Raw genomic sequence first — 20,705 nt, forward strand, 5'->3', positions numbered from 1 at the left:
TAGCTCTTTTGCTGCACGTTTTTGGGGCTGCAAAGCAGCCCCAAGGTCTGTCAGGCGGCCCGCTCCAGCACATCCAGCAAATCGACAAACTCCAGCGCCAGCTTATGCCGTGGCGCCAGGTGCACCAACGGCACCGACGCCTCGTGCGATTCACGCATCTTGATCGAACTGCTCAGGTAGACCGGCAACACCGGCATGCCCTCGCCGCGCAACTGGTCGACCAGGGTCTGGTGCAGTGCAGTGCGCCCGGCGAACTGGTTGACGACCACGCCTTCTACCTGCAACGCCGGGTTGTGGTCCTGGCGCAGTTCCTCGACCTCGGCCATGACACAGTGCAGGGCCTGGCGCGAGAAACTGTCGCAATCAAACGGGATAAGCAGGCGCTCGGCCGCCACCAACGCACTGAAAGTGTAGAAGTTCAGCGCCGGCGGGGTGTCGATATAGATCCGTTCGTAGTCCTCGCCCAGTTCCACCAACAGCTTGCGCAGCTTGTTGATCTTGAACTTGCTCTCCAGCTTGCTTTGCAAGTCACTGAGGTCGGGGCTGGCGGTGACCAGGTGCAGGTTGCTGTAGCGGGTTTCGGTGATTGCCACGCGGTGCTTCTTGCCGGCGGCCGTGACCGGTGAGAGGGTCTGGCGGAAGAAGTCGGCGATGCCGGCTGGAATGGCGTCGTTCACCAGGCCGGTCAGGTAGTAGGTGGCATTGGCCTGTGGGTCGAGGTCGACCAGCAATGTCCGGTAGCCTTCGGCGGCGCTGGCAGCCGCAAGGTTGCAGGCGATGCTGGATTTGCCGACGCCCCCTTTCTGATTGAAAACCACACGACGCATGAGACGCTCATCCATGAAGTGAAAATGTCAGGTTGGGGTCAATCCTATGACGGGAACACGACAGTTTTATGACAGACATTGTTACAACTGCACGTTTCATCTTTGTCGCCCCACAGGTCAGGCGACGACCACCCGATTGCGCCCCTCCTGCTTGGCCCGGTAAAGCGCCCGGTCAGCCTCGCTCAGTGTTTCCACAGGCTCACTGCCTGCCTCGCCATCCCCGCGCGCCACCCCCAGCGAAATGGTCACCGCCCCCACAGGTTCCAGCGGCGTGTCCTGTACGGTAACCCGCAACCGCTCAGCCACCACCGCGGCCACCTCCAGGCTGGCCCCCGGCAGCAGCATCAGGAACTCTTCGCCGCCGGTGCGGCACAGCAGGTCCCCCTCCCGGCAACACCGGCGCATCAGTTCGGCCAGCTGGCGCAGCACCTGGTCGCCGACCTCGTGCCCATGGCTGTCATTGATCCGCTTGAAATGGTCGATGTCCAGCGCGATGGCCGCAAATGCCCGCCCTTCGGCTTCCAGCAACGACAGGCTGAGCTCCAGACTGCGGCGGTTGCCCAGGCCGGTCAGCGGGTCGGTCTGGGCGTCACGGTCAAGCCTGCCGATGCGTTCTTGCAGCAGGTTCAGCCCGAATAACAGTGCGCGCTTGAGCTCGGCCGCCTCGAAGTACCAGGCGGGCACCCGGTGCAAGCGTTCGGCCGTACCGGCTCGGTCCATCGACCGGGCGCCGGCGGCCAGTTGCCAGAGTGGCCGGGCAATGGTCAGGGCCAGCCACCACAGCAGCAGGCAGCCCACCAGCGCGAAGGGCGCGGAGGTGCCGATCACGTTGAGGATCAGGTGGTTCAGCGGCGTGACGGTCTGTGCCAACGGCTGCTGCGCCACCACGCCCCAGCCGGCGCTGGGTATGGTGGCGTACCCGGCCAGCATTTCCACGCCCAGGCTGTTGGTCAGTTGCCGAGTACCGCTGTCCAGTGTCGCCAGTTGATCGACCAGCGCGTTGCCCTCCACCACGGTGCCTACCCGCTCGCTGTTGGGGTGGTACAGCAGGCGGCGGTTGCGGTCGACCACATACAGGTACGAGCCGTCCTTGTAGAAGTGTTCGCCCAGCAGGCTGTTGAGGATGTTGCGTTCTCGCAGGTACAGGCTGCCACCCACATACCCGAGGTAACGGCCGTTGCTGTCGAAAATGGGGTGCGACAACGCCACCACCAGGTTGTTGGCGGCCGACAGGTAGGGTGTGGAAACCAGAGGGCGGCGCTCGTGCAGTGCTTCCTGAGCACCCGGCGACTGCATACGGGTGCCGACAAAGTGGCGTAGTGAGGCTGGAGAAATCGCCAGCAGCACGCCGTTGGCATCGATCACGAACGTGGAGTTGAAGGCCATGCTCTGGCCCAGTACACGGTCGGTCTCCACCTGCAGTGCCGCAGCGTCGCTCAACTGGCGGCCCTGTACGCCGGCGCTGAATGAAAGCTGCTGCAAGGCGTTGCCGATGAAGGTCTCGGTGATGGTTGCCAGTTTCGTCGCATACACCCGGTTGGCTTCCAGGGCGTGGTCGATCAGCAGCTGGCGCTGCACCCGGTAGCTGGCGAAATAGCTGGCGCACAGCATGACCAGGGCCGTAAGGGCGCAGAGCACCAGAATGAGTGTTCGTAGATCCAGGCGCAATCCGTGCTTGGCGTGTGGCAATCCTGACCTCGGGCTTTGAAAATAGCTAAGAAATGGAAACAGCCTTACGTGCTAGCGCGTGGACGGGCGCTGCATTCAGGAGCCTGCCCTGTCCAGCGCATTCAGCTCGTCTTCCACCTGTTGCATGCGTCGCTCCACCAGCGCCTGCACCTTCACATCGCGGGCGGTTTCGCGCATCAGGGCGGTGAGCTTTTCGCTCAGGCGCCTGCCGGCTTCGGTGTCTTCCAGCGCGCGGGCCTTGGCCGGGTCCTGGGTGGCTTCGACGATGGTGGCGAACTCGGCATCGCTGAAATTCTTCTCGCTGTAGAGGCGGAACAGGTCCTGATGCTGGTCCTCGACGGTGAGGTATTTGCGCAGTACGCCCTGGATGGTGGCTTGCGACAGCTGCGGGTGAGTGCGGCCGAGCAGCGTGGCCATGCGCTCGATATTGTGCGTGTAGGCATCCTGCAGCGGTAGCTGGGCGAGGATCTGTTCTTCACGGGTGGGCTTCTGGTCGCAGGCGGTAAGGGCGGCAGTCAGCAGCAGGGGCAACAGCAACTTCTGGAAGCGAGGCATGGCGTGGCCTGGTCGGGCAGTGAAGACTGCCGATTATACCGATGTCCGCATGGCCGCGACGAGCCCCGTGATTTGCCTTGATCGGCACGCTGGTGTAGAACCCAGCCCTCCAACCATTGCCAGCAGCCCCATGCCGAACCGGACCCTGCAACCTGTCGCGCGCGTCGCCATTGCCGAAGTCGTGGCGTTTGTCGAAAGCGCTCGCCGCGAGCTGTTCCCGATGCTTGTCGCGGCCCCCTTGCCGCACGACCTTGCGCACTTTGCCGAAACCTACCTGGACGGCGCGGGCTGCTTTCTTGAAGCCCGCGATGACGGTCGGCTGGTCGCTGTGATCGGCTATGTGCCCTATGACCATCGTTTTGCCCAGCTTGACTATCACGCCGGGCGGGTAGTGGAGGTGGTGCGCCTGTTCGTGCTGCCGGCCTACCGCAGGCAGGGGCTGGCGGGCGCGTTGTTCAGTGCATTGCGCGAGCAGGCGGTGCAGGCGGGAATCGATTGCCTGTACCTGCATACGCATCCGTTTCTCCCGGGTGCGATTGCGTTCTGGGAACGGCACGGGTTTGCGGTGGTGGACGTGGAGCAAGACCCGGTCTGGCAGACCACGCACATGCAGCTTCGGCTGCGCTGATTTGTGGGAAAGCGCCTACAACGGCCTTTTCGGCGTGATCGACGCGTTCATTTTCAGGGCGGCGCGGCTTGCTTACCTTCCCTCATGCAAGGCTTTTTCACTGCACCCGAGGGAGACTCACGATGCCATACATGGCCGTGTACAAACTTAAACTGCTGGACGAGTTCGAGGACCGCAGCGACTTGTGGACCTTCGGCGATTTCGAGAACAAGTTGATGGACTTGTGGCGTGGCGCGACGCGGCATGATGCCAAAGGCATCATCAATGCGGCGCACAAGGAACGGCGCTGGCCGAGGACGGTGAAGCGCTACCTGCTCACCAATTACCGGGTATTTGGCAATGTCAGTTCGGAGCTTGAGCGGACGTTTGCCGAGGTGTTGGCGACGATGAGTGTGCAAGAACGGGCGGAGTGGGGCTTGCTGCCTGCTGCCGGCACGGTTGCCTGACAGACCCTGGGGCTGCCCGGCAGCCCCGATTCAGGCAATGCAGCCATCAGAACCCGCCCGACAACGGCCACTCCACCGCCAGGCGTATCTGGTCACCATCCAGCTCGGCCTGCGCCGTGTTCCCCCGGTGCACGTTATGCCGCAGCGAGAACGTGGTGCCCTTGGCCTTGCCACTCTGCACCACATACCGCGCCTCCAGGTCGCGTTCCCAATGTTTGCCACCCTTGCCATACCCCAGGTACGCATACCCGCCAGTCGGGTCGACATGCGTGCCGTCGATATCGAACCCGCGCACGTACAGCGCCGTCAGGTTCAGCCCTGGTACCCCATAGGCCCCCATGTTCAGGTCATAGCGTGCCTGCCATGACTTTTCGTTCGGTGCGTTGAAGTCCGACATCTGCACCGCGTTGGCAATGAAGATCGCGCCACGCGTCACGTAGTCGAACGGGGTGTTGCCGTCTACCTGCTGCCAGCCCAGGCTGAACCCGTGCGGCCCCTGGTTGTAACGCGAGATCAGGCTCCAGGTGGTGTTGTCGATGCGCCCGGACAGCGCCTTGCCGGTGTCGGTGGTGCGGTACAGGTTGAGGTCCAGGCTGACGCTGCGGCGGTCATCCAGGACATGGTTTAGCGTACTGCCCAGGTAATGCTGGTTCCAGCTGTCCTCGTAGCGCGAGGTGTACAGGCTGCCGCTGAAGGCAGCGCCCGGGTTCCAGACCACGCCGGCCAGGTCGAAGCTGTTGCCCTGCTTGCCATTGGAGTAGTTCACCACGAAGCCCTGATCGTGGCTTGTGGCATTGCGGTCGGTGCTCTCGTTGAAGTGCCCGGCCACCAGCTTGAGCGTGTCGAATTCGTTGCTGGTGAGGAAAAAGCCGGTTGCCGTCTCGGGTAGCAGGCGGCTGTCGGAAGAGCTGAATACCGGGGTCTTGACCCGTTGCTCACCGTAGGACAACACGGTGTTGGACATGCGCAACTTCAACGCCGCACCGGCACGGCTGTATTCGTTTTTCGGGTGCCCGTCGTTATCGACCCCCAGCAAGCGCGCCTTGCCCGCACGGCCGCCGCCACTGTCCAGTTGCACGCCCAGGTAGGCGTGGGCATCGACGCCGACACCAACCAGGCCTTGCGTAAAGCCAGACTGAAAGGTGCCCATCAAACCGTAGGCCCATTCCTCAGCCTTGCCACTGCGTTCGTTGCGCGGCTTGTAGGCATTGCGCGCTGCACTGTTACGCCCACCGTGCTTGTAGTCGCGCTGGTCGAACACGCTACGGTTGAGGATGCTCCAGCTGCCATCCTCCACAAAACCGTTGCTTTGCGACTGTGCGGAGTCGGCCTGGGCGAACGGCGCCAGCCCCAGCAGTGGCAGCGCCAACAACAACCGGCTCATTGCGCGGCCTCAAGCTTCTGCAACTGGGCAGCAAAGCGGACCTTGGCCCGGGCCGGCAAGTTGGCGGGCAGTTCGGTAGCCGATGCGTCACCTACCTGGATGACCATCACCATGCCCATCGCCAGGTGCGGAATGCACTGGATGCCGTACACGCCTGGCACGCTGAAGGTCTGTTCGAACGGCTGGTTCAGCTTACTCTTGAAGGGCTCGGCCCCGGCGGGCAGCAGGGCTGCCACGCTGGCCGCATTGTGCCCGCTCTGGGTGGGCAGGAAGCGCACGGTGTCGCCGGGCGCGATGCGCAAGTGGTCCGGCTCGTAAACCATCGCGCCTTCGCTGCCACGGTTGAGCATTTTCACTTCGTGCACGTCGGCCAGCGCGGCCGGAGCGAGCAGGGTGCTGGCAAGCAGCAAGGCGAGAGGGCGCAGCGGCATCGGTAGAACTTCCTGGTTCAGGGGGCGCGAAAGCGCAGGATGCGCGCGCCGTCGAAGGGGTCGGTGAGGTAATGGGCGTGGACGCCAAAGGTGTTCAGCAGGCGCTCGGGGGTGAGCACTTCAAGGGGTTTGCCCAGGGCGACCAGGTGGCCTTTGTCGAGTACGGCCACGCGGTCGCAGGTGAGCGCCTGGTTGAGGTCGTGCAGCGCTACCAGGGTGGTGACCGGCAGGGCCTGGACCTGTTGCAACAGGCTCAGCTGGTGCTGGATGTCCAGGTGGTTGGTCGGCTCGTCCAGCAGGAGTACTTGTGGCCGTTGCGCCAGGGCGCGGGCGATGTGCACGCGCTGGCGCTCGCCACCGGACAATGAGCCCCAAAGGCGTGTGCGCAGGTGCAGGGCGTCGAGGTCAGCCAGCGCCTGCTCGACGATGGCACGGTCTTCTTGTGAGAACGGAGCCAGTGCTGACAGCCAAGGTGTACGGCCCAAGGCCACGGCGTCGAACACACGGATTGCATCGAGGGTGTCGGCCTGTTGTTCGACCAGTGCCAGGGCCTGCGCCACACGGCGTCGGGGCAGCTGTGCCAGTGGTTCGCCCAGCAGGTGCACGCTGCCGCTGGCCGGCTTGCGCAGCCCGGCCAGCAACTTGAGCAGCGAAGACTTGCCTGAGCCGTTGGGGCCGACAATGCCCAGCGTTTCGCCCGCGACAACGTTCAGCTCGATACCGCTGAGCACGGTACTACCGGCCAGTTGCAACCCCAGGCCCTGGCAACTCAGGGGTGAAATCTGTACGGCGGTCATGACGGTCATGAGCGCCCCCGGCGGCTGACCAGAATCAGCGCGAAGACCGGTGCGCCGATCAGCGCGGTGACCACCCCCACAGGGATCACCTGGCCCGCAATCAAGGTGCGCGAAAGCACGTCGGCGGCAATCAGGAACAGCGCGCCACCCAGTGCGCTGGCGGGCAGCAGGCGGCTGTGCCCGGGGCCCAGCAGCAGGCGCAGGGCGTGGGGAATGACCAGCCCGACAAACCCGATGGCACCGACGATGGACACCATCACCGCCGTCACCAGCGCCGCGCAGCTGATCAGCAGTAGCTGGGTGCGCCGCACCGGGATGCCCAGCGAAGCAGCCGAATCGGCGCCGAAGGTAAAAGCATCCAGCGCACGGCGGTGCAACAGGCACACCACCAGGCCGAACAGTGCCACCGGCACGGCCAGCCACACCGATGGCCAACGCACCCCGCTGAGGTTGCCCATCAGCCAGAACAGGATGCCGCGTGCCTGTTCGGCAGTGGCCGACTTGGTGATCAGAAAGGCGGTCAGCGCGTTGAACAGTTGCGAGCCGGCAATGCCGGCAAGGATGACCTGAGCGTTGTTGTTGCCGGGGCCGGCCGCGCGGGCCAGTACCAGTACAAGGGTGAATGCGGCCAGTGCGCCGATGAACGCCCCGGCGGACATGCTCAATGCCAGGCCTCCCAGCCCCAGCAGGCCGACCAGTACCGCGCCGGTCGAGGCGCCGGCAGAAAGCCCCAGCAGATAAGGCTCGGCCAAGGGGTTGCGCAACAGCGCCTGGAGGATCACGCCACACGTCGCCAGGCCGGCACCGCAAGCAGCGGCGACCAGGGTGCGGGTAAGGCGGTAGTTCCAGACGATGCCGGCGTCGATCGGGTCGACCGGGTAGCCGGCCTGCCACAGGTGGTTGGCCAGCACCTGGCCAACCACACTGGGCGACAGGTTGGTTTCGCCAATGGCGGTGCCGGCCAGCAAGGCGGCCAGCAGGGCTGCAAGGGCGACCGCGATGCAAGGTAACAGGCGAATCATCACTGGGCTGCTTTACCGCTGGCAAAGGCTGCAGACAACGTCTGCAGGCCGCTGAACAGACGGATGCCGGCCTGCATGGCATCGGCGTCGAGGATGATGATGCGGTCGTGCTTCACCGCGTCCATGTTGCGGGTCACCGGGTCGCTACGCAGGAATTCGAGCTTTTTCTGGTAGTCGTCGGCGGGGAAGCGGCGGCGGTCCATGCGCGCGATGATCAGCCAGGTGGGGTTGGCCTTGGCCAAGGTTTCCCAGCCTACAGTGGGCCATTCCTCCGTGGACTCGACCACGTTGCGCACGCCCAGGGTGCGCAGCATGAAGTCGGCGACGCCCTGGCGGCCGGCCACGTACGGGTCGATGTCGAGGTCGGCGCTGGAGAACCAGAACAGTGCCGAGGTGGCGGACAGGTCCTTGCCCGCCAGTTGTGCCTTGGCGCTGTCCAGGCGGCCCTTGAGCTCGGCATTCAGGGCAGTGCCGCGGTCTTGCACATCGAAGATCTCGGCCAGCTGGCTGACGCTCTTGTAGATGCTGCCTACCTGGAACGCTTGCAGGCGAGTACCGTCGGCGCCGACCAGGTTGTCCTTGCCTTCGCAGTCCGAAGGCAGCAGGTAGGTGGGTATCTTCAGCTCGTCGAACTGTTCGCGGGTGCCGACCACACCCTGTGCGCCGACCATCCATTCGAACTGTACCGCGACCAGTTGCGGGCGCTTGCCCACTACGGCCTCGAAGCTTGGGTCGTTGTCAGCCAGGCGCGGCACCTTGTCGTTCTGCGCCTTGTATTCGGGCAGTACGTTGTTGAACCACAACGAGGTGCCAGCCAGTTTGTCACCCAGGCCCAGTGCGTAGAGCATTTCAGTGCCGGCCTGGCCGATGGTGACGGCGCGTTGCGGCGCCTGGGCGAACGTCTGCGGCCTGCCGCAATTCTCGACGGTAAGCGGGTAATGGGTGGCGGCGGCCTGGGCCAGGCCAGTGAGGCCAAGGCCGGCGAGCAGGGTGGCGAAACGGGGCAGCATGCTGGGCGATCTCCTATCGGACAGTTCGGGTGAGGAACGCACGGACAGGCATCGCCGCGCCCCGCCGTTGGCAGGGGCAACACGGATGGCCAATCCCGGACACCCCGCCGGTTGGTGAATGTAGGCCGGCAGGTCTCCTGACTGGTGCGTCATGGCCCGGCTCCAGCCTTCCCGGGCAATTACGCCCAGTGGCATCGATGGAGCAGGCTCGGCACCTACAGTTGCGGGGGCAGTTCCGTTTGGCCCGTGTTGGCGGGCCTGGGATTCCCTATTAATTCCGTGGTGGAAACCGGCGGCCCGCATGGTAGACCATCACGCCGCCGGGTGAAAACGCTTTTCAGAAGTACTTCAGCCAGGTGATGTCGCGACGGCGCGCTTTCAGGCGGGCGAACTTGCGCACCGGCAGGTACAGCGATGCGGCCAGCAGGATGGCGCTCAGCCACACGGCGGCGATGCCATCGAAACCGAAATAGTCGCCATGGTTGAGGCCGAACAGCGCCACGCTGGCCAGGTACAGCAGCTTCAGCACGTACAGGTGCAGCAGGTAGAAGAACATCGGCGCAGCACCAAACACCGCCAGCACGCTGATCCAGCGGGCCTGGCCGGCGCGTTCGAAGGCGCGCAGCAACAGCAGGCCGCAGCCCAGGGTCAGGGCCAGGAACAGCAGTGACGGCGGGTATTTGGTGATGTTGAAAAAGCTCATCAGGGTTTGCGTGAAGGTTGGGTAGCCGCTCCAGGGCGCCTCGCCATAGCCGTTGAACATACGCAACACGACAAAGCCCAGCAACGCGACCAGGCCGCCCAGCAGCAGACGGTGCTGACGTTCGCCGGCCTCGCTGCCTCGGGCGAACCACGGGCCCAGGCCGTAGCCCAGGGCGATGACGCCGATCCACGGCAGCACCGGGTAGGACGTGCGCAGGCGCAGGGTGTCGGAAAATTCCAGCCAGCCACGGTCATGCAGGATCGCCCACGGCACATGCAAGGCCGATTCCACGCCGAAGTGCAGGCCATCGAGCAGGTTATGGCCGGCGACGATGGTGGCGCCCAGGGCGAGCAGAGCGGCGCGTGGCAGCCATACCAGCAGCGACAGGGCGATCATGCTGATGCCAATCGCCCAGATGACTTGCAGGTAGATGACGCTGGGCGGCAGCTGAAAGGTCCAGGCGAAGTTGACCAGGGTGAACTCCAGCGCCACCAGAAACAGCCCGCGTTTGAACAGGAACGCCGACACATCGCCACGGCCCTGATGCTTTTCGCCGTACAGCCAGGCCGACAGGCCGGTCAGCAGGACGAACACCGGCGCGCAGAGGTGGGCCAACGTGCGGCTGATGAAGAGCGACGGCTCGGTGGTGTCGATGGCCATCGGGTCGCTAACCTGACGGTGCAGGAAGAAGGTTTCGCGGACGTGATCCAGGAGCATGAACAGAATCACCAGGCCGCGCAGGGCGTCGATGCTCTGCAGGCGCTGGGTGAGCAGGGTGGGGGTGGCGCTGGCGCTTGTCATGGAGGGTCGCTGATAGGAATGAATGTCATGTGAAACGTTATCTTATAACTAAATGATTACGGGTTGGTAGAGGTTTTTGTGTTACCTGTGCGGGCCTCTTCGCGGGTAAACCCGCTCCCACAGGAATATCACTGCCCCTGAGAGCTGTGCTGTACCTGTGGGAGCGGGTTTACCCGCGAAGAGGCCCGCACAGGCAATTCACATCAGAAACTGTAATCCACCGTCGCCAAATACGACCGTGGCATCCCCATCAACCACTGCTGTCCACTGAACGCCGACTGCACATACTCCCGGTCGAACAGGTTATTCAACTGCAACCCCAGCCGCACATCCGGCAGCACCTGCCAGGCGACGTTGGCATCGACCACGGTGTACCCAGGCGCGCTCTGGGTATTGGCAGTATTGGCAAAGCGCTCATCCACATAACGCGCACCAATGCCGGCCTCCACCTGCTGCCCGAAGCCTTTGCTCAGCCACAGGTTGGCAGTACGCCGTGGCACATTCGCCGGCCGATTGCCCGCACGGTCCTGCGCTGCACCGCCGACCATTTCGTCAAAGTCATCATACTTGGCGCGCACCAGCGACGCGTTCGCCGACACCTGCCACTGATGCGCCAGCGCCAGTTCCAGGGTCGCCTCCAGGCCATCGGACGTCTGCTGCCCGGCCTGCTGCTTCTCGTGGGTGATCGGGTCGTCCACCAGCAGCTTCTTCTTGACGATGTGGTAGGCCGCCAACGTCCATTCACCGCGACCGTCCCAGAAGCGTTGCTTCAGGCCCACCTCGGTCTGCTTCGCTTCGGTCAGGTCATAGTGCATCTGGGCCGGGCTGAGGCTGATGAGGTTGTTCACCCCATCCTCGCTGGTGGAGTACTGGCCGTACAGCGACAGGTCGTCGGTAAACGCATACACCAGGCCGACGCGCCAGTTGCCGCCTTGCAGGCTGTGGTCGCTGCGGCTGCCATCGACCAGGTTGTCGCGGTCGATGTGGTTCTGGTCGCGGCGCACGCCCGTGACCAACGACAACCGATCGCTCAGCTGCAGGCGGTTCTCGGCGAACAAGGCGAAGGTGTGGGTGGTGGACAAGGTTTGCGGGCGCAGGGGCGAGGCGCTGTGGAACCACCCAGGCTGCGGCTGCCACGGGTCGATGTAGTCGCCGCCCACATCGTTGTAGGGGGCATTGCTGTCGACGTTGAAACGCACCTTGTTGTACTCGGCGCCAACCACGGTCTTGCTGGCCAGGCCGAACAGGGTGTGGTCGAAGGTAAAGGTCTGGCGGTCGCCGAACTGCTCCTGGTTGTGCTTGATCTCCAGGTAGCTGCCGCGTTGCAACTGCTGGCGCTCGGCGTCCCAGCTGTAGTCTTCGGCGTTGCGCCAGTGCCGGCGGCTCTTGATGTAGTACAGCTGGTTGCTGGCGCTGAGGTGGTCGTTCAGCGTCCAGTCGGTGTTCAGCCGGGTCCATTCATCGACGTAGTGCTGCACGTCGTTCTGCACGTTGTAGTTTTTTTTGCGCAGGCTGCTGCGGTAGTGGCCATCGATCAGTGGCGTGCCGTAGTAGTTGGCGGGTTGCGCATCGCCACGGTCGTGGGCGAGGGTGAAACTGAGGTCGTCACTGGCATCGAAACGCAGCGCGGCGCTCAGGGCCAGGCTGCGCGAAGGGGTACGGTCGACCCAGCCATTGCCCCCTTGCTGGTTCAGGGTCAGGCGGTAGCTCAGGCGTTCGCTGAGGCTGCCACCGCTGTCCAGGCCGAGCTGCTGGCGGTCCCACGAACCGTAGCCCAGGCGCAGGTGATTACGCACTTCGCCGGCAAACGGCTTTTTCGGGATCACGTTGACCACCGCACCGGTGGCGCCCTCGCCATGCAGCACCGAAGCCGGGCCGCGAATCACGTCGATGCGCTCGACCATCCACGGGTCGACAGGGAAGGTCTGGGTGCCGGCGCCGGTGTACAGGCGTGCGCCGTCGAACAGGGTCATCACCGAGCTGTGCCCGGCAAAGCCGCGAGCAGAAAGGCCCGTGCCGCCGTCGCCCGGGGAGCCGACAAAGGTGATGCCTGGCGAACGGGTCACGGCGTCCTGCACGGTGAGGTTGTTGCGCTGCTGGATCTGCTCGGCGCTGATGCTACTGGTGCTGGCCGGCGTCTCCAGGGCGTTGAGGCCAAGGCGCGAGCCGGCCTGGGTCGGTGTGACCAGGTCGATAGCGTGGCTGTCGAGGGTGTCGGTGATGGCCGTGGAGGGCAGGGCCAGGGGCTGTCGGTCCTGGTCATCGGCCAGGGCTGGCAGGGCGACGGCCAGGCAGGCCGCCAGGGGGTGAAGCTTGAACATACGGGACATGTCGTTCCACTGCTGCAGGAATGAATGGATCCCGGTGGAAAACACGCAAAGGCGAACCGTGCAGGCAGGCGCGCGCACGGATACCGGCCTGCGCCCGCCCACCGCGGGTTGCCAAGTGAAGCTTCAGGCCGGTCTCCGGGCTTGCGAGGGGCATGAAACCTTCACCTTCCCATGCCTGAGCACAGTGGTATGTCGAAGGGTTCGCTCGCTTACCGTTGCGGGGGCAGCGCCGGACTTGTCGTGGTCGATACGACGCACCGGCTTCCCGTTTCACCCTGCACGCGGCGGTACAGGGCACCTGAAACTGGCGCGCATCTGACCATTGAAACGCCGGGGCGTCAAATGCGCGGTGTGGGTGGGGGGCGTGGTTGGCCTATCAGCGCCCGCGCCGGCGCGACACCCGTGCCTCGATATTTTTGCGCCCGATCAGCAGTGGCGGTTTCTCCACCACCGGCTCATCCGCCAGCCATTTGTACATCACCAGGCAGTCCACCAGCCCCAGGCGGGCATGGCGATAGGCCTTGGGCAAGCGGCCAACGGTCTCGAAGCCCAGTTTGTGCCACAGCGCCACGGCCACTTCATTGCTGGCCACCACCGAGTTGAACTGCAGGGCCAGAAAGCCCTCCTGGCGTGCCAGCTTCTGCGAGTGCTCGCACATCAGGCGCGCCACGCCACGGCCACGCGCCTGTTCGCAGACCATGTAGCCGCAATTGCCGACGTGCGCGCCAGGCCCGGCAGCATTGGCCTTGAGGTAATACGAACCCAGCAGCTCGCCATCTTCTTCGGCCAGCAGCGTGTGCAAGGGCAGTTCCAGCCACAACTGGCGGGCTTGTTCGAAGCTCAGGGCAGGGTCGAAGGCATAGGTTTCACGGGCCTGGACAATGGCCTGGAAGGTGGGCCAGAAACGATCGAAATCGTCGGGCGTCATGGGGCGAATGTGGATCATGCGGGTTCCTGCGCGGGCTAAGCCGCCCAGTTTGGGTCGCGCGGCGCCGTCGCGCAAGGGCGGCGGCGCCGTTTGTGCTCAGCCGTTGGCCTTGCCGACAGCATCCATGGCCCGCGCCGAGTAGACCAGCGCGGCACCGGCATTCATCGCCACGGCCACGCCGAGGGCCTCGGCAATTTCCTCGCGGCTGGCGCCATGCTTGACCGCCTGCTGCGAATGCACGGCGATGCAGCCGTCGCAGCGGGTGGTCACGGCCACCGCCAGAGAGATCAGCTCGCGGGTCTTGGCGTCCAGGTGGTTGGTCTTGGCCCCCGCGCCGCTGGCGGTCATGTAGCCGGCCACGGTGTCGGGGGAGAGTTGCTTGAGATCGCCGATGCCGGCCATCAACTGCTTACGGTAGGCGTCCCAGTCCATCATGCTCATCGTCTTCACCTTGGGGTGGTTGCGAGTGGAGCTTTCAGGCTAGTCGAAGTGTGGCAAGTGTGAGGCTTGTACTTTGGTGGGTGCTTGCAGGCCTTTGGTACAAAGGCCTGCATGACCCGGTCAGATGTAGATGAACACCAGCACCAACGCCGCGACCACGGCCCATTTTTCCAGGTAGTAACGCATGCGGTTGCGCTTTTTCAGCGCCTTGCCGCGCTCGCGGATCTTGTAGATGCGGGTGAACAGCCGGTTGATACCACCGGTCTTGTCGCCGTCACCGTTGGGCGCGGCGGCGGCGGCCATGACGTTGCGGCTGAACCAGCGGTTGAACGCCGTTGCCCAGCGGTACTTGAGCGGGCGCTCGACGTCACAGAACAGGATGATGCGGTTGTGTTCGGTGGTATTGGCCGCGTAGTGAATGTAGGTTTCGTCGAAGATCACCCCCTCACCGTCGCGCCACGAGTACTTCTCGCCGTCCACGTCGATGTAGCAACCGTCGTCGTTTGGCGTATCCAGGCCCAGGTGATAGCGGTAAGAGCCGGCATACGGGTCACGGTGGCGCACCAGCTTGGCGCCCGGCGGCAGGGTGGCGAACATGGCGGCCTTGACCGTGCTGATGCCTTGCAGCAGCTCGGTGGTACGTGGGCACAGGGCCATTGCCGACGGGTGACTTTCGCCGTACCACTTCAGGTAAAAGCGTTTCCAGCCGGTCTTGAAGAACGAGTTGAAACCGACGTCATCGTAATTGTCGGACTTCTTGATTTCGCCCACATGCAGCAACTGGCGCCCTTCCTCACGGATTTCCTGCCAGTGGTCCTGCAGCGGCTTGAGTTCGGGGAAGGCCTCGACTGGCAGGTAAGGCTTGGCCGGGAGCTTGGAAAACAGGTACAGGAAGCTGTTGACCGGGGCCAGGAAGCTGGAATGGTCGCCCAACTGGCGGGTCAGCTTGTGACGAACCCGACCGCGCAGGTGAACATAGGCGATCGAGAGGACGAAGATGAGTACGAGTGCAATTTTCATGGACGTTTACTTGTCGAAAAATGGCCATGCGCCATGGCATAAGCCAGCCAGCATAAACAATCATGGGGGCAGTTTGTACTTATTGTTACGAAACGACGGGGTGACATTGGTGTAATGCCCTACAGTCTTGCGCAAACGTTTCATGTTCGGGAGTTTGTATGGTTCAGGATGCACGACCCAGCGGTAGCCCCTTCAAACGGCTGTTTTTCGCCCTGCCGGTCAGCGATGTACAGCGCCGTGCCCTGGCCCAGTGGCGCCGGGGTTTGAACCTGCGCAGCGGCAAACCGGTGCCGGCGGCCAACTTCCATGTCACGTTGCTGTTTCTTGGCGATGTGGATGCCGCGCAGGTGCCTGCGATCTGTGCGGCGGTCGATCAACTGGCGCTGCCGGCTGCGGCGCCACGGCTGTTGCTCGACCGTTTGCAGGTGTGGCAGCGGGCCGGAGCCTTGGTGCTGGAGGCACAGCAGACACCGCCGGCCCTGTTGCAACTGGTGTACGGGTTGCAGCAGGCGTTGCTGCCGTTGGGGGTGGAGGCCGCCAGCCGTGAATATCGCCCGCACTTGACGCTGTCCAGGGATTACCGTGGGCAACCGCCCGAAGCCAGCAGCGCGCCGGAGTTCTACCTCTCGGCACGCCACTTCACGCTGTACGAGTCGCGCAAGGGATCTTACTGGCCATTGGCACAGTGGCCGCTTTCGAGTTGACGCTGGGCAAAGCTGAGCCCAAGCCCGCAATCAATGCCATGGCTCGAACCGCGGTGATGGTCTGCTACACCGGCAAGCTCTGATACGGCAACTCATCCCCCGGGCTGCGCTCGAACTGGCGCTTGTACTCGCGGCTGAACTGCGAGGTGCTCTGGTAGCCCACCCGGTGCGCGGCCTGCGCCACCCCCAGGCCTTCGCCAATCAGCATCTGCTGCGCCTTTAACAACCGCAGGCGCTTGAGGTACTGCATCGGTGCCATGTCGGTGCAGCGCTTGAAGTGTTCGTGGAAGGTCGAAACGCTCATGTTTGCCCGCGCAGCCAGTGCCTCCACGCTCAGCGGTTCGCTGTAGTGGGCGCGCAGGTGGGCGAGGGCGGCGCCGATGCGGGCGAAGTGCCCCTGTTGCTCCACCAGCGCCCGCAACACACCGGCCTGTGGGCCGCGCAGCGCGGTGTACAGCACTTCGCGTACGCGCGCCGGGCCCAGCACTTTGGCATCCAGCGGGTCCTGCAGGCAGTGCAGCAGCCGCTCCACACTGTCGCGCATCGGCGCATCCAGCGCTGCCGAGGTCATCGATTGCGGGGTTTGTGCCTGCACTGCAACGTCCGGTGCCAGGTCCATGCTCTGCACCAGTTCACCCAGCACGCCACGGTCGATGTCTACCGCCACGCCCAGTAAAGGCGCTTCACGGGTGGCGAAGGTTTCACACATGAACGGGACCGACAACGCCTGCACCAGGTAATGCCCGGCGCCATATTCCAGGGTACGCGGCCCCAGGCGCGCCAGCTTGCTGCCCTGGGCCAGGATCATCAGGCTGGGCTCATAGATCTGAGGGCTGCTGGCCACATAGTGGTCCCAGCTCAGCACCTGCACCTGGGGCAGGTGCGTGGGGACGAAGCCAGGGCGCGTGGCGAGGCTGCGGATCAGCGCGCAGAGCGGCGCGTTGGCGTCGACGTGGCGGGTCAGTTGCATGGTGAACCAGGGGGCAGAGAATCGGACAGCCTAATCATCGCAGATTGAAGGTGTGGCGCCAGATGCTGGCGGGCATCTTCGGAGAATCAGGCATGCATGCCGGAGGATCAGCCGTGTGCCAGGCGGCAAACGGCGGGCAAAATGCGCCGCCTGAATCGTTTCACTTTACTGCGAGGCCCTGCATGTATACCGCCATCGGTTACGCCGCCCAAACCCCCACCAGCCCCCTGGCCCCTGTCACCTTCGAGCGCCGCAGCCCGCGCCCGGACGATGTCGCCATCGAAATCCTTTACTGCGGCGTGTGCCATTCCGATATCCACCAGGCGCGCAACGAATGGGGCATTGCCGTGTACCCGCTGATGCCCGGCCACGAAATCATCGGCCGCGTCACGGCGGTGGGCGGCCAGGTGACTGCGCACAAGGTCGGCGACCTGGTGGGCGTCGGCTGCATGGTCGACTCGTGCCGCCACTGTGAAGCCTGCGCCAAGGACCTGGAGCAATATTGCCTGGAAGGCCCGACCATGACCTACGCCACCCCGGACCGGGTCGACGGTAGCAACACCATGGGCGGTTACTCCAGCAGCATCGTGGTCAGCGAGCACTTCGTGGTGCGCATTCCGGCCGGCATGGACTTGCCCAGCGCGGCCCCTATCCTGTGCGCCGGCATCACCACCTATTCGCCGCTCAAGCACCACGGCGTCGGCCCGGGCCACAAAATCGGCATCCTTGGCATGGGTGGCCTGGGCCACATGGGCATCAAGCTGGCCAAGGCCCTGGGTGCCGAGGTGACCTTGTTCACCCGGTCCCCGGCCAAGGCCGAAGAAGCCCGCCGGCAAGGTGCCGACCACGTGATCGTGTCCACCGATGCCGAGCAGATGCGTGCCGCTGCCGGCCGGTTCGATTTCCTGCTAGACACCATTCCGGTACAGCATGACCTCAACCCGTACCTTGAAACCTTGAAGTTCGACGGTGTGCACATTCTGGTCGGCCTGATCGAACCGATCGACCCGGCGTTGCACGCGGCCAACCTGGTGATGAAACGCCGCGTGCTGGCGGGGTCGTTGATCGGGGGCATTGCCGAGACCCAGGAAGTGCTGGACTTCTGTGCCGAGCACAACATCCGTTGCGATATCGAGATGCTGGATATTCGCAATATCAACCAGGCGTACGAGCGGATGATTGCCGGTGATGTGAAGTACCGGTTCGTGATCGACATGGCCACGTTGCAGGGCTGATTATTCGGTTGCCTGTACCGGCCTCTTCGCGGGTACAGGCAACAAAGAGGCTGAATCTGTTACCAGACCATCGCCTTGTCCAACCCCTTCCAGAACAACCACCGCCGCACCTCGCCATGCGCCCCGGTGCCGATCTGCCATTCAGGCCGCCCGCTGTCCAGCGCGATCACCGACACAACCCCCGCATGGCTCGCCGCCACCAGCGTTTGCCCATCGGCGCTGATATCCATCGCACTGATGGTCGACCCCAGGTAATGCTGCCAATGTTCGGTGCCATCCTCGCCGAAGGCCCGCAGGTAGCCATAGGCATCCCCCACAATGTACTCGCCATCGCGCGCCACCCCGGCATATACCCTGGCGCCATCCTGTACCAGCGGGGTACGCGGGTCCTGGCTGTAGTAATCGGTATCCAGCCCTGGCAAGTCCGCCACCTTTACTGCCAGCGTCGCACCGCTATGGAAATGGCAGGCATTGACGATCAACTGGTCACCCGAGCGGTTGAACAACGCAAAGTGCGGGTACTCGCTGCCTGGGCCGATTTCGGCAACCGGCCTGAGCTGGGCATCCAGCACCCGGTGGCGGGTGCCTTGCTCGCCCACCACGATCAGCCGGCCATCCGCCGACACTGCGCCATGCTCCATGCTAAGCCCCAGGCTGATGTCGTCCGGGTCGGTGCCTTCGGCCAGCTCGTCGAGCACCCGCGTTTGTTGCGGCAGCAGGCGAGTCGCACCTTGAGTGGTCAGCACGAAGATCCCTTCGGCGCTTACCAGCAGCACACGCTGGCCATCGGGGAAGGGGACCAGCGCGGTTGGCGCTGGCGGCAGGTCGAACGGCTCGAACGGGTACCCCGACGGCAACCCCTCAAGCCCGCTTGGCCATGCCAGTCGCTGTACTTGCGGGCCACCCCAGCCGTCGGTCACACGCACGCCCTCGGCATTGGCCAGGGCGAAGTAGCGGCGGGCCGGGCAGCGGCCGAAGTGCTCGATGCCGATCACCGGCGTCACCCCATGGCGGTCGATACGCACGACCTGGCCCTTGTCGTAAGGCATGCCGATGCGGGCCAGCAGGCTGCCGTCGTCCAGCAGCAGAACATGGCTGATCCCTTGGCCGTGGTCATCGAGCAACGGTACCAAGGGGTGGTGTGCGGGTGGCCAGGCCTCGCGAAACGCTCGGCGCTGCTGTTCGTCGACGCCAGGGCGATTGGCGGCCTGCAGGGCAGCCAGCCAGGCGTCCAGCAAGTGCCCGGTGGCTGGCGCCTGTGGCTCTTTCAGGTTATCCCAGCCTTGCGCACGGCCCTGCGCGATGTAGTCGTTGACGGCCTGGGCGTAGGCGGTTACCGCCTGCTGCCACTGCTGCTGGGGGTGCTGCTTGTCCATGAGCGGATCGGGCTCCTTGTTGCACTCGCGTTTCACACAAAACGCGCATGGTACTCCTTCTGCCTGCCACGCGGTTGTGAGGCTCCGGCTTGACGCGTACCATGCCGGGCATTCCTATCAATAACAAAGCGTGCGTCGGCGCCCCTGCAAGCGGGTGGCTGGCGTGCGACCTGTTGCCTTGTCTGCGGAGAAGCGGTTTGCACCCATGAACGGACCCATACCCACCCACCAGCCACCCACGGCGGGCAGCGGCAGTTGGCTGAGCGTCATCGCCCTGGCCCTGGCAGCCTTCATCTTCAACACCACCGAGTTCGTGCCGGTGGCATTGCTGAGCGACATTGGCCGCAGCTTCGACATGAGCACCGCCCAGGTCGGCCTGATGCTGACCATCTATGCCTGGGTGGTGGCGTTGGCCTCGCTGCCGATGATGCTGCTGACCCGTAACGTCGAACGGCGGCGCTTGTTGCTGTTCGTGTTCCTGGTGTTCATTGTCAGCCACTTGTTGTCGTGGCTGTCGCAGAGCTTTGCCATGCTGCTGGTCAGCCGTATCGGTATTGCCTTGGCGCATGCGGTGTTCTGGGCCATCACTGCCTCGCTGGCGGTGCGCGTGGCACCACCGGGCCAGCAGGCCAAGGCGCTGGGCCTGCTGGCCACCGGCACCACCCTGGCCATGGTGCTGGGCATTCCGCTGGGCCGCGTGGTGGGTGAGGCGCTGGGCTGGCGCATCACTTTCCTGAGCATTGCCGGAGTGGCGCTGGCCACCATGCTGTGCCTGATGAAATCGCTGCCGCTGCTGCCCAGCCAGAACTCCGGCTCGTTGCGCAGCCTGCCGATCCTGTTCAAGCGCCCGGCGCTGGTCATAACCTATGCGCTGGTGACGCTGGTGATCACGGCGCAGTTCACCGCCTACAGCTACATTGAGCCGTTCGCGCTGCATGTGGCGCAGATTGGCGGTGAGCGTACCACGCTGTTGCTGCTGCTGTTCGGCGGTGCCGGGGTGTTCGGTTCGTTGCTGTTCAGCCGCTACAGCGACCGTTTCCCCCATGGTTTCCTGGTGGGTTCGATCGGCCTGTTGGCAGCGTGCCTGCTGTTGTTGCTGCCGCTGTCGGGCAACTTCTATGCGTTCGCTGCGCTGAGCATGTTCTGGGGCGTGGCGATTCTCAGTTTCAGCTTGTCGCTGCAGTCGAAGACGTTGAGGCTGGCATCCGATGCCACCGATGTGGCCATGGCATTGTTTTCGGGCATCTACAACATCGGTATTGGTGGTGGTGCGCTGCTGGGCAGTATCGTCAGCAGCCAGATGGACGTGGCGGATATCGGCCTTGTGGGCGGTAGCGTGGCAGTCATCGGGCTGGTGCTGGCGGTTGCCAGCACCCGACGGTTCCGCGAGGCGCTGGCGCACTGACCC

At 64.1% G+C, this 20,705-nt stretch carries 20 protein-coding genes and 2 riboswitches; of the genes, 5 read left to right on the plus strand and 15 right to left on the minus strand.

Going from position 1 to position 20,705, the window contains the following annotated elements:
• Window positions 1–50 precede the first annotated feature (50 nt).
• The 3 genes from QQ992_RS09945 to QQ992_RS09955 form a co-directional block, all read right to left on the minus strand.
• Complete coding sequence (locus tag QQ992_RS09945) at window positions 51–827, minus strand: ParA family protein (RefSeq protein ID WP_286113229.1); 777 nt, start codon at window positions 825–827, stop codon at window positions 51–53.
• A gap of 117 nt (window positions 828–944) precedes the next feature.
• Entirely contained in the window at window positions 945–2,516 is a 1,572-nt protein-coding gene (locus tag QQ992_RS09950; protein WP_286113230.1) for a sensor domain-containing diguanylate cyclase, read from the minus strand.
• 75 nt (window positions 2,517–2,591) lie between these two features.
• Complete coding sequence (locus QQ992_RS09955) at window positions 2,592–3,071, minus strand: hypothetical protein (protein WP_016714667.1); 480 nt, start codon at window positions 3,069–3,071, stop codon at window positions 2,592–2,594.
• A 130-nt stretch (window positions 3,072–3,201) separates the two neighbouring features.
• On the opposite strand from QQ992_RS09955, the gene QQ992_RS09960 reads away from it, so the two are divergent.
• On the plus strand, window positions 3,202–3,699 hold the full coding sequence (locus QQ992_RS09960; RefSeq protein WP_105948032.1) for a GNAT family N-acetyltransferase: 498 nt from the start codon (window positions 3,202–3,204) through the stop codon (window positions 3,697–3,699).
• A 122-nt stretch (window positions 3,700–3,821) separates the two neighbouring features.
• Window positions 3,822–4,145: a hypothetical protein gene (locus QQ992_RS09965; RefSeq protein WP_350157386.1), complete on the plus strand. Its 324-nt coding sequence runs from the start codon at window positions 3,822–3,824 to the stop codon at window positions 4,143–4,145.
• 46 nt (window positions 4,146–4,191) lie between these two features.
• On the opposite strand, the gene QQ992_RS09970 is transcribed toward QQ992_RS09965, so the two are convergent.
• The 10 genes from QQ992_RS09970 to lpxO all read right to left on the minus strand — a co-directional run bounded on the left by QQ992_RS09970 (window position 4,192) and on the right by lpxO (window position 15,012).
• Window positions 4,192–5,529 carry an OprD family porin gene (locus QQ992_RS09970; protein ID WP_286113232.1) on the minus strand — a complete coding sequence of 446 codons (1,338 nt, stop codon included), beginning with the start codon at window positions 5,527–5,529 and terminating at the stop codon, window positions 4,192–4,194.
• Complete coding sequence (locus QQ992_RS09975; protein WP_286113233.1) at window positions 5,526–5,960, minus strand: pseudoazurin; 435 nt, start codon at window positions 5,958–5,960, stop codon at window positions 5,526–5,528. Before QQ992_RS09975 ends, QQ992_RS09970 begins: the two co-directional genes overlap by 4 nt.
• 17 nt (window positions 5,961–5,977) lie before the next feature.
• Window positions 5,978–6,766 (minus strand): ABC transporter ATP-binding protein, encoded by a 789-nt coding sequence (locus QQ992_RS09980; RefSeq protein ID WP_286113234.1) that lies wholly within the window; start codon window positions 6,764–6,766, stop codon window positions 5,978–5,980.
• On the minus strand, window positions 6,763–7,779 hold the full coding sequence (locus tag QQ992_RS09985) for a FecCD family ABC transporter permease (protein ID WP_105948002.1): 1,017 nt from the start codon (window positions 7,777–7,779) through the stop codon (window positions 6,763–6,765). The genes QQ992_RS09980 and QQ992_RS09985 overlap by 4 nt, the downstream gene beginning before the upstream one ends.
• Window positions 7,779–8,789, minus strand: a complete 1,011-nt coding sequence (locus tag QQ992_RS09990) for an ABC transporter substrate-binding protein (RefSeq protein ID WP_119370586.1) — start codon at window positions 8,787–8,789, stop codon at window positions 7,779–7,781. Before QQ992_RS09990 ends, QQ992_RS09985 begins: the two co-directional genes overlap by 1 nt.
• Window positions 8,790–8,899: 110 nt before the next feature.
• Window positions 8,900–9,098, minus strand: a riboswitch (cobalamin riboswitch).
• Between the two features lie 28 nt (window positions 9,099–9,126).
• On the minus strand, window positions 9,127–10,293 hold the full coding sequence (locus QQ992_RS09995; protein ID WP_286113235.1) for an acetyltransferase domain-containing protein: 1,167 nt from the start codon (window positions 10,291–10,293) through the stop codon (window positions 9,127–9,129).
• A gap of 203 nt (window positions 10,294–10,496) precedes the next feature.
• A complete protein-coding gene (locus QQ992_RS10000) occupies window positions 10,497–12,623 on the minus strand; it encodes a TonB-dependent receptor (protein WP_286113236.1) in 2,127 nt (708 codons plus the stop codon).
• 109 nt (window positions 12,624–12,732) lie between these two features.
• A riboswitch (cobalamin riboswitch) is annotated at window positions 12,733–12,940 on the minus strand.
• A gap of 59 nt (window positions 12,941–12,999) precedes the next feature.
• Window positions 13,000–13,569 carry a GNAT family N-acetyltransferase gene (locus QQ992_RS10005; RefSeq protein ID WP_105948006.1) on the minus strand — a complete coding sequence of 190 codons (570 nt, stop codon included), beginning with the start codon at window positions 13,567–13,569 and terminating at the stop codon, window positions 13,000–13,002.
• Between the two features lie 78 nt (window positions 13,570–13,647).
• A complete protein-coding gene (locus QQ992_RS10010; protein ID WP_013973174.1) occupies window positions 13,648–13,992 on the minus strand; it encodes a carboxymuconolactone decarboxylase family protein in 345 nt (114 codons plus the stop codon).
• A 120-nt stretch (window positions 13,993–14,112) separates the two neighbouring features.
• The gene (gene lpxO / locus QQ992_RS10015; protein WP_286113237.1) at window positions 14,113–15,012 is read right to left on the minus strand and encodes a lipid A hydroxylase LpxO; all 900 of its coding nucleotides are present in this window, start codon (window positions 15,010–15,012) and stop codon (window positions 14,113–14,115) included.
• Window positions 15,013–15,170: 158 nt separating this feature from the next.
• On the opposite strand from lpxO, the gene thpR reads away from it, so the two are divergent.
• On the plus strand, window positions 15,171–15,716 hold the full coding sequence (thpR, locus tag QQ992_RS10020) for an RNA 2',3'-cyclic phosphodiesterase (RefSeq protein WP_110741471.1): 546 nt from the start codon (window positions 15,171–15,173) through the stop codon (window positions 15,714–15,716).
• Window positions 15,717–15,780: 64 nt separating this feature from the next.
• Here the strand turns inward: thpR and QQ992_RS10025 are convergent, their stop codons facing one another.
• Window positions 15,781–16,686, minus strand: a complete 906-nt coding sequence (locus tag QQ992_RS10025) for an AraC family transcriptional regulator (RefSeq protein WP_286113238.1) — start codon at window positions 16,684–16,686, stop codon at window positions 15,781–15,783.
• Between the two features lie 182 nt (window positions 16,687–16,868).
• Between QQ992_RS10025 and calA the strand changes: the two genes are divergently transcribed.
• On the plus strand, window positions 16,869–17,921 hold the full coding sequence (gene calA, locus QQ992_RS10030) for a vanillin reductase (protein WP_286113239.1): 1,053 nt from the start codon (window positions 16,869–16,871) through the stop codon (window positions 17,919–17,921).
• A 59-nt stretch (window positions 17,922–17,980) separates the two neighbouring features.
• Here the strand turns inward: calA and QQ992_RS10035 are convergent, their stop codons facing one another.
• Complete coding sequence (locus tag QQ992_RS10035) at window positions 17,981–19,297, minus strand: WD40 repeat domain-containing protein (protein ID WP_286113240.1); 1,317 nt, start codon at window positions 19,295–19,297, stop codon at window positions 17,981–17,983.
• A 205-nt stretch (window positions 19,298–19,502) separates the two neighbouring features.
• Here QQ992_RS10035 and QQ992_RS10040 point away from each other — a divergent pair, with 205 nt between their 5' ends.
• Window positions 19,503–20,702 (plus strand): sugar transporter, encoded by a 1,200-nt coding sequence (locus tag QQ992_RS10040; RefSeq protein ID WP_286113241.1) that lies wholly within the window; start codon window positions 19,503–19,505, stop codon window positions 20,700–20,702.
• The last annotated feature ends 3 nt before the right edge of the window (window positions 20,703–20,705 follow it).

Source organism: Pseudomonas kurunegalensis, from assembly GCF_030291635.1.
Lineage (GTDB): Bacteria > Pseudomonadota > Gammaproteobacteria > Pseudomonadales > Pseudomonadaceae > Aquipseudomonas > Aquipseudomonas monteilii.

Coding starts and splice junctions, on each gene's coding strand:
- QQ992_RS10010 (WP_013973174.1), bottom strand. CDS start 13,992: ATGAGCATGATGGACTGGGACGCCTACCGTAAGCAGTTGATGGCCGGC.
- QQ992_RS09945 (WP_286113229.1), bottom strand. CDS start 827: ATGCGTCGTGTGGTTTTCAATCAGAAAGGGGGCGTCGGCAAATCCAGC.
- calA (WP_286113239.1), top strand. CDS start 16,869: ATGTATACCGCCATCGGTTACGCCGCCCAAACCCCCACCAGCCCCCTG.
- QQ992_RS10040 (WP_286113241.1), top strand. CDS start 19,503: ATGAACGGACCCATACCCACCCACCAGCCACCCACGGCGGGCAGCGGC.
- QQ992_RS10035 (WP_286113240.1), bottom strand. CDS start 19,297: ATGGACAAGCAGCACCCCCAGCAGCAGTGGCAGCAGGCGGTAACCGCC.
- lpxO (WP_286113237.1), bottom strand. CDS start 15,012: ATGAAAATTGCACTCGTACTCATCTTCGTCCTCTCGATCGCCTATGTT.
- QQ992_RS10000 (WP_286113236.1), bottom strand. CDS start 12,623: ATGTCCCGTATGTTCAAGCTTCACCCCCTGGCGGCCTGCCTGGCCGTC.
- QQ992_RS09985 (WP_105948002.1), bottom strand. CDS start 7,779: ATGATTCGCCTGTTACCTTGCATCGCGGTCGCCCTTGCAGCCCTGCTG.
- QQ992_RS09970 (WP_286113232.1), bottom strand. CDS start 5,529: ATGAGCCGGTTGTTGTTGGCGCTGCCACTGCTGGGGCTGGCGCCGTTC.
- QQ992_RS09955 (WP_016714667.1), bottom strand. CDS start 3,071: ATGCCTCGCTTCCAGAAGTTGCTGTTGCCCCTGCTGCTGACTGCCGCC.
- QQ992_RS09980 (WP_286113234.1), bottom strand. CDS start 6,766: ATGACCGTCATGACCGCCGTACAGATTTCACCCCTGAGTTGCCAGGGC.
- thpR (WP_110741471.1), top strand. CDS start 15,171: ATGGTTCAGGATGCACGACCCAGCGGTAGCCCCTTCAAACGGCTGTTT.
- QQ992_RS09990 (WP_119370586.1), bottom strand. CDS start 8,789: ATGCTGCCCCGTTTCGCCACCCTGCTCGCCGGCCTTGGCCTCACTGGC.
- QQ992_RS09995 (WP_286113235.1), bottom strand. CDS start 10,293: ATGACAAGCGCCAGCGCCACCCCCACCCTGCTCACCCAGCGCCTGCAG.
- QQ992_RS10005 (WP_105948006.1), bottom strand. CDS start 13,569: ATGATCCACATTCGCCCCATGACGCCCGACGATTTCGATCGTTTCTGG.
- QQ992_RS10025 (WP_286113238.1), bottom strand. CDS start 16,686: ATGCAACTGACCCGCCACGTCGACGCCAACGCGCCGCTCTGCGCGCTG.
- QQ992_RS09960 (WP_105948032.1), top strand. CDS start 3,202: ATGCCGAACCGGACCCTGCAACCTGTCGCGCGCGTCGCCATTGCCGAA.
- QQ992_RS09975 (WP_286113233.1), bottom strand. CDS start 5,960: ATGCCGCTGCGCCCTCTCGCCTTGCTGCTTGCCAGCACCCTGCTCGCT.
- QQ992_RS09965 (WP_350157386.1), top strand. CDS start 3,822: ATGCCATACATGGCCGTGTACAAACTTAAACTGCTGGACGAGTTCGAG.